Source organism: Pedobacter sp. (assembly GCF_035317785.1).
Classification (GTDB): Bacteria; Bacteroidota; Bacteroidia; order Sphingobacteriales; family Sphingobacteriaceae; genus Pedobacter.
The window spans coordinates 25,604-33,011 of sequence record NZ_DATHGC010000052.1 but is presented as its reverse complement, the minus strand read 5'-3'; the positions used below and the strand labels follow the sequence as shown (position 1 = coordinate 33,011).

The 7,408-nt window shown below is 44.2% G+C and carries 8 protein-coding genes; 5 read left to right on the top strand and 3 right to left on the bottom strand.

The window, feature by feature from the left end:
* The coding region (locus tag VK541_RS03540) for a 3-methyl-2-oxobutanoate hydroxymethyltransferase (RefSeq protein ID WP_324366985.1) at positions 1 to 368 on the bottom strand (368 nt) is incomplete at its 3' end.
* 169 nt (positions 369 to 537) lie between these two features.
* Here VK541_RS03540 and carA point away from each other — a divergent pair.
* The 4 genes from carA to eno all read left to right on the top strand — a co-directional run bounded on the left by carA (position 538) and on the right by eno (position 4,998).
* Positions 538 to 1,650, top strand: a complete 1,113-nt coding sequence (gene carA, locus VK541_RS03535) for a glutamine-hydrolyzing carbamoyl-phosphate synthase small subunit (RefSeq protein ID WP_324366983.1) — start codon at positions 538 to 540, stop codon at positions 1,648 to 1,650.
* 98 nt (positions 1,651 to 1,748) lie between these two features.
* Positions 1,749 to 2,519 (top strand): ABC transporter ATP-binding protein, encoded by a 771-nt coding sequence (locus VK541_RS03530; RefSeq protein WP_324366981.1) that lies wholly within the window; start codon positions 1,749 to 1,751, stop codon positions 2,517 to 2,519.
* Between the two features lie 4 nt (positions 2,520 to 2,523).
* Entirely contained in the window at positions 2,524 to 3,552 is a 1,029-nt protein-coding gene (locus VK541_RS03525) for an ABC transporter permease (protein WP_324366979.1), read from the top strand.
* Between the two features lie 147 nt (positions 3,553 to 3,699).
* On the top strand, positions 3,700 to 4,998 hold the full coding sequence (gene eno / locus VK541_RS03520; protein ID WP_324366977.1) for a phosphopyruvate hydratase: 1,299 nt from the start codon (positions 3,700 to 3,702) through the stop codon (positions 4,996 to 4,998).
* 388 nt (positions 4,999 to 5,386) lie between these two features.
* On the opposite strand, the gene VK541_RS03515 is transcribed toward eno, so the two are convergent.
* Positions 5,387 to 6,397 (bottom strand): nucleoside hydrolase, encoded by a 1,011-nt coding sequence (locus tag VK541_RS03515; protein ID WP_324366975.1) that lies wholly within the window; start codon positions 6,395 to 6,397, stop codon positions 5,387 to 5,389.
* Positions 6,398 to 6,482: 85 nt separating this feature from the next.
* Between VK541_RS03515 and VK541_RS03510 the strand changes: the two genes are divergently transcribed.
* Positions 6,483 to 6,782: an FtsB family cell division protein gene (locus VK541_RS03510; RefSeq protein WP_324366973.1), complete on the top strand. Its 300-nt coding sequence runs from the start codon at positions 6,483 to 6,485 to the stop codon at positions 6,780 to 6,782.
* Positions 6,783 to 6,796: 14 nt separating this feature from the next.
* Here the strand turns inward: VK541_RS03510 and VK541_RS03505 are convergent, their stop codons facing one another.
* On the bottom strand, positions 6,797 to 7,408 hold the full coding sequence (locus VK541_RS03505) for a trimeric intracellular cation channel family protein (protein WP_324366971.1): 612 nt from the start codon (positions 7,406 to 7,408) through the stop codon (positions 6,797 to 6,799).

Genomic DNA, 7,408 nt, shown 5'->3' with positions numbered 1-7,408 from the left:
CCCTCCAGCTTTACACCATGCGCACCCGATTCTTTCATGATCCTGATCGAAGAATTTAAAGCCTCTTTAGAGTTGCCCTGGTAGCTTCCGAAGGGAAGATCTACTACTACAAACGCACGTTTTGCTCCCCGAACCACACCCTGGGCATGATAGATCATCTGATCCAGGGTAATAGGTAGGGTCGTTTCATGTCCGGCCATCACGTTGGAAGCCGAATCGCCCACCAGCAACACATCCACGCCTGCATCGTCAAGAATGGTTGCCATAGAATAATCGTAAGCGGTCAGCATCGCAATCTTTTCTCCGCTATGCTTCATCTCCTGAAGTATGTGTGTGGTTATCCGTTTAACTTCTTTATTTACAGACATGGCGCTATCGTTTTGTACCCGCAAAATTAGGTTTTACAATCGAGAATAAAGGAGATTAAAAAAAATTGGGATAAAACCATGCAAATCTTCTATATTTGTACCCCGAAATGAACGGGTTCCATAACAGCACATTCTTCTTTTTTTACACCACCAAATTTTCATTATTACCATGACTAACTATATAAAGTTACCTGCGATCTTGTTACTGGCAGATGGTACTGTTTACTACGGTAAAGCCGCGGGCAAAATAGGCACAACTACAGGTGAGATCTGTTTCAATACAGGAATGACCGGGTACCAGGAAATCTTTACCGATCCTTCATACTTCGGACAGATCATGGTCACTACCAATGCGCACATTGGTAATTATGGGATCCATAAGGATGAAATTGAATCAGGCAGCATCAAAATTGCCGGCCTGGTCTGTAAAAATTACAACATCGGCTTTAGCCGTAAAGAGGCTTCAGAATCTATACAGGATTATTTTCAGAATGAGAACATTGTAGGCATTTCTGACATTGACACCCGCGCACTGGTACGTCACATCAGAAATAAAGGCGCGATGAACGCGATCATTTCATCTGAGATCACTGATCTGGGAGAATTGAAAGCGAAACTTGCAGAGGTCCCTTCAATGGACGGGCTGGAACTGTCTTCGCAGGTATCTACCAAAGAACCGTATTTCTACGGCTCATCAAACGCTGCGCTTAAGATCGCGGCGCTGGACCTGGGCATCAAGAAAAACATCCTGCGCAACTTTGACGACCGGGATGCTTATGTACAGGTATTCCCCGCCAAAACTACATTTGAAGAAATGGACAAATGGGGTGCCGATGGATATTTTATCTCGAATGGCCCCGGCGATCCTTCGGCAATGCCTTATGCCATTGAGACGGTTAAAAAGGTATTAGCGGCCGATAAGCCTGTATTTGGCATCTGCCTTGGCCACCAGCTGCTTGCCGAGGCAAACGGGATCGGGACCATGAAAATGTTCAACGGACACAGGGGCTTGAACCACCCGGTCAAGAACATCATCAAAGATCATTGCGAAGTTACTTCTCAGAACCATGGTTTTGGCGTAATTCCGGACGAAGTGAGAAAATCAAACAAAGTAGAGATCACCCACCTCAATTTAAATGACCAGAGTATAGAAGGCATCCGTGTGAAGGGCAAAAAAGCATTTTCAGTACAGTATCACCCTGAATCTTCACCAGGTCCGCACGATTCACGCTACCTGTTTGACGATTTTATTGACATGATCAAGGGCGAACTGGCCTGGTAATTTAATTCACCCGCCAAATACCTCATTTTACCGATATTTTCAAAAAGAAGTAACCCCGGTTACTTCTTTTCGCATAAAACCTTTATTACATTTAACCCATGAATAGCACTAATGCGATCATAAGTGTCAAAAATCTGGTCAAAAAATACGATGATTTTACCGCTGTAAACGGGATCAGTTTTGACGTTTATGAAAATGAGATCTTCGGCTTACTGGGGCCTAACGGTGCCGGAAAGACCACTACACTGGAGATCATTGAGACTCTTCGTGAAAAAACATCCGGGGAGGTTACAGTTGATGGCTTTTCTGTGGAGCGGGAAGCCGCAAAGATCAAAAGGATTATTGGTGTGCAGCTGCAGGCTGCCGGCTACTACCCCAATCTTAATCTGGTAGAGCTTATGGAACTTTTTTCCGGTCTGTATGGCGTGGACATCAGGCCGATGGAGATGCTGGAAAAAGTGAATCTTCAGGATAAGGCAAAAGCAAAATACAAAGCGCTTTCTGGCGGCCAGAAACAGCGTTTCTCGATAGCGACTACGCTGATCAATTCTCCGAAGATCATTTTTCTGGATGAGCCAACTACCGGGCTCGACCCCCAGGCGCGCCGTAATTTATGGGACCTGATCATCGGCATTAGAAATAATGGTACTACAGTAGTACTCACCACACACTATATGGACGAGGCCGAGCAGCTTTGTGACCGGGTGGCTTTTGTGGAGCGGGGAGAGATCATCGTGCTGGATACGCCGGACAATCTGATCGACAACCTGGTCAGTACTGGGTTTGAACGGAAAAAAGAAGTTAAAAAAGCCAACCTGGAAGATGTTTTCATCAATCTGACCGGCAAAGAATGGCGGGAGGACAATTAAAAAAATGAGTAAACCTTATAGTAATACCAAAGCTACGCTGGCCCTTGCAAAAGCAAGTTTCCGTTCCATTATGCGCAGCCCCTCGGCCGTTGTTTTCACACTGGCTTTTCCTTTGATCTTTATCCTTGTTTTTGGATTTTTGGGTGGCGGCGGCGTACATGTAGACGTGGCGGTTGCTCCCGGTTCCGATCTGCAGAACCCGGTGATCAAAGCACTCGAAAAAGGAAATTATGACGCCGTCATAGCGGTGCAGAGAAATACTGCGGGTACACCGGCATATATTGCCAATGTGAAATATACCTCTGCCTCGATGGACAAGGGCAACATCCTTAAATCCGTATTGAACAACCTCCTTTTCACGCTAAACAGCAAAGATGTGAAACCTACCGTGGCCCAGCTGAACGAAAGTACGGTGAAAGGCAGGATCTACAGGACCATAGATTTTATACTCCCCGGTCAGCTTGGTTTTTCTTTACTGAGCACAGGTGTATTCGGCACAGCCTTCGTGTTTTTCAGTTTGAGACAGAACCTGGTCATCAAACGTTTTTTTGCGACGCCAGTCAGCAGGTCCAGCATTGTTTTTGGTGAAGGCATAGCGAGAATTGGCTTTGCCTTAATGGGAGCAGTATTCATCATCCTGATCGGGCACTTTTTCTTTAAGTTTACCCTGATCCATGGTGTCGTCACGGTATTAAACATGCTTTTGCTTTCTGTGATCGGGCTAATCGTATTCATGGGTTTTGGCTTTGTCGTATCAGGCGTGGCCAAAAGCGAAAGTACCATCCCTCCTATTTCCAATATCATTACCTTACCCCAGTTCTTATTGTCTGGCACTTTTTTCTCCATCGACGCATTTCCTTCCTGGCTTCAGCCGATCAGCCGTGCACTGCCGCTGACCTACCTGAACGATGCCATGCGAAAAGTGGCCTTTGAAGGAGCGGGCCTATGGGACGTAAAACATCAGATCCTGATCATGGTCATCTGGGGAATTGGCATCTACGCAGTGGCGGTAAAGGTATTCAAGTGGGAATAATAATGTTCAAAAGCCTTGAAAATAAGGCATTAATGAAAAAATATTCCGATCAAACCGTATAATTTAAAATTTATTCTAACTTTGGATAATGCCTTAGTAATTGTAATTTTTACACTAAGGCTAATTAACTAATAAAAACCAATAAAAATGAGTTTAATAATTGATGTTCATGCGCGGCAAATACTTGACTCCCGTGGCAATCCTACAATTGAAGTAGATGTAATTACAGAAAATGGCATTCTTGGTCGTGCTGCAGTACCTTCTGGTGCTTCAACCGGTGTGCACGAAGCTGTAGAGCTAAGGGATGGTGATAAAAAAGTTTACTTAGGCAAGGGCGTATTGAAAGCCGTGGCTAATGTAAATGATAAGATCGCTGCTGAATTGAAAGGTATTGATGTATTTGAACAAAATGCGATCGACAGTCTGCTGATTAAGCTGGATGGCACTGAAAATAAAGGCAACCTTGGGGCTAATGCAATTTTAGGTGTTTCTTTGGCCGTCGCCAAAGCAGCAGCTCAGGAAAGCCGTCAGCCTCTATATCGCTACATTGGTGGTGTCAATGCCAATACATTGCCTATTCCGATGATGAACATCGTAAACGGAGGTTCTCACTCTGATGCCCCTATCGCGTTTCAGGAATTCATGATCATGCCCGTTGGCGCTTCTTCTTTCTCTGAGGCGTTGAGATGGGGAACAGAAGTATTCCATAATTTAAAGGCCATCTTGCATGACAGGGGTCTTTCTACTGCTGTAGGTGATGAAGGTGGTTTTGCGCCAACCTTTGACGGTACTGAAGATGCGGTTGAGACGATCCTTAAAGCTATTGAAAAAGCAGGTTACAAACCGGGTGAGCAGATCTGTCTGGCATTTGACTGTGCTGCTTCTGAATTCTATAAAGACGGTAAATACGACTATACTAAATTTGAAGGTGACAAAGGTGCAATCCGTACCAGCGCAGAGCAAGCTGAATATCTGGCCTCACTGACTGAAAAATACCCGATCATTTCTATTGAAGATGGTATGGGCGAGGATGACTGGGCAGGATGGAAATTGCTGACCGACAGAGTAGGTGATCGTGTTCAATTGGTCGGCGACGATTTGTTCGTAACTAATGTGAAACGCTTACAAAGAGGTATCGATGAGGCGACTGCAAATTCTATCCTGGTAAAAGTAAATCAGATCGGTTCATTAACTGAAACCATCAACGCGGTGTCACTGGCTCAAAACAATGGCTATACTTCAGTAATGTCTCACCGTTCAGGTGAAACTGAAGATGTGACCATTGCTGATCTGGCAGTTGCACTAAACTGCGGACAAATCAAAACCGGTTCTGCATCGCGTTCTGACAGGATTGCAAAATACAACCAGTTGCTGCGTATTGAAGAAGAACTTGGAGCTGCTGCACGCTTTATCGGCAAAGACTTTAAGTACGCTTACAAAAAATAGATCTTAACAGTATTTATTGATACATACCTGTTAAAAGGCCCGGTTGCATGACGCAGCCGGGCTTTCTTTTTTGCCTTATACCGAACTCCTTGCCTCCGTACATTATTCTCGTAATCCAACCCATCCCCACCCGATAACAAAATTAAATTCTGTAAAAAGTCGATATTTAGACATAATTAATTGAAAAATCACAAAGACAAGGAATTAACAATTCTACTTCCGACCTTCGGCCTTGAAAATAAGACATTATAAGATACTTACCCGAGAATGATCATCCCGGGGATAAGTTCACAGGGAGTGGTTACCCTGTGGTCAACAAATCATTTTTCATAAAATGGTTAAAATTTAGGTTTAACAGCAGGACCGTTCCGGATGGAAGTCCTGCTGTTTATGGCTCAAAGCCCATCAGGTTCTCTATAACGGCTGCTGTCCTTTCATAAGGGTATTTGTGAGTGATGAAATAATGTTCTGCGTTGATCTCCGGATTCCAGGTATTGAAACCCTGACGGTCTGCAATGAATTTTCCCGGCCCGTTTACATAGAAATATTTACCTGCTCCTCTCACTGCACATAAAACTGCCGTCTGGTCCCATGAAGGTCTGTTCGGCTGGGGATTCTTATCATATGTTTTTAAGTTGTACCGGTATGCCCATGCCACAGGGCTTTTATTTATATCCATCCTGGCAACACCTGCGCCGGTCATAATGTGCTGCCCTATCTCAAATCCGCTAAATAAAATTGGTTTTGGCCATTTACTGAAAGCTTCAAAAGAGGCTTCTGCATCTTTTTCTACATTAAATTCCTTTCCCTGCGGAAAGCCACCTGCCATAGCCACCCAGCTCTTCACTTTCTTTTTTACCAGGTTAACTCCTGAAAGGCCGGAGAACGCATCTGCCTTTGAATTGAGCAAGTCCCTGATGTTCGATACAAACCCTACCGTGACAATGGTTACACTATTGTCTGCCTGTTTAGCGAGTACTTTCCTGTAGACCTCAACAGCGGCAGGATAACCCTCAGCTTTTTTTTTCTTTAGAAAACGGGTGACCAGCGAGTCATTCCAGTTATTGGGTGCGGTGAGCCCGGGCGATCCGGCCGATGCAATACCAACAGGCATATCCGGCCTCCCAAAATACCGGTTAAAGACTTCGATGGTGGGTGCTATTGAGGGATGCGCATCACTTGCTATAGTGGCCAGTATTTCACACTCGCCCTTTTTTTCCAGTGCGTACAGTAAAGTAATGGCGCCGACATCGTCATAATCCGGGCCCATATCTGTATCAAATATGATGAGGGGCCTGCTGCTCTTTTTGGGTTTTTCCTGTGGAGCGGACCAGCCACCTGATACAAGCACACCGAAGGCCAGTACCGACCAGCCGATTGATTTAATTTTCCTGTTCAAGATCAATTTTTATTCAATATAGCCAATATGTGGATAAGTGTATAAACACATTTGTATAAAACTCCGTTTTTTATACCTTTGATAAATGAATCGTTTACTGGAACTGATACGTAATAAATATATCCTTGCTGTAGTTGCATTTGCAGTGTGGATGCTGTTCTTTGATAAAAACGATTTCATCGCACAATACGAATACAGGTCAGCAGTAGATAAACTCCAGGAAGAGAAAGATTTCTATGTGAAGGAAATATCTCAGGTAAAAAAGGATCTGAACGAGCTGAACACCAATCTAAGCACAGCTGAAAAGTTTGCCCGTGAAAAATATTTCATGAAAAAGGACAATGAGGATGTTTTCGTGATCGTCAAACAACGTCCAAAAGACTAATCCGGCACTTCCCTTCAATACCCGAATTTTGGAAGTGCCAGCTTGTATCTGACCACAACAATCCTGAATGCAAAAATAACGGCTATGACCACAACTTTGGCAATATCTTCTTTCAGATTGAAATAAAGCAGTAAAAAATAAAGTAAGCCTCCTAAAATGCAGGCAGTGGCATAGACTTCCTTTCTAAAGATCAGGGGAATAGTATTTAACAGCGTATCTCTGATAATGCCTCCAAAGCATCCTGTAATGGTTCCCAGAGCAATGCAAATGCCAGGGCTGAGCCCGAAGCTGATTCCTTTCTGAACGCCCAGAATGGTAAACAGCCCAAGCCCCATGGAATCGAACAGGAATAATGTGACCTTAAATTTTTTGATGTGTGTTTTGAAGAAAATGGTGGCTATTGCACTAAGCAATATCAGCAGGCAATAATTAACATTCCTCATCCAGGCAACCGGTGTGTCACCCAACAGCAGGTCCCGCACCGTGCCGCCGCCAATAGAGGTTACAAAAGCAATGATCAGCACCCCGAACGGATCCAGTCTTCTTTGCATTGCTGCGAATGAACCGGATATCGCAAAAGATATTGTTCCCAGGATTTCGATTGCCTCCATTGTACTGATCTGCAT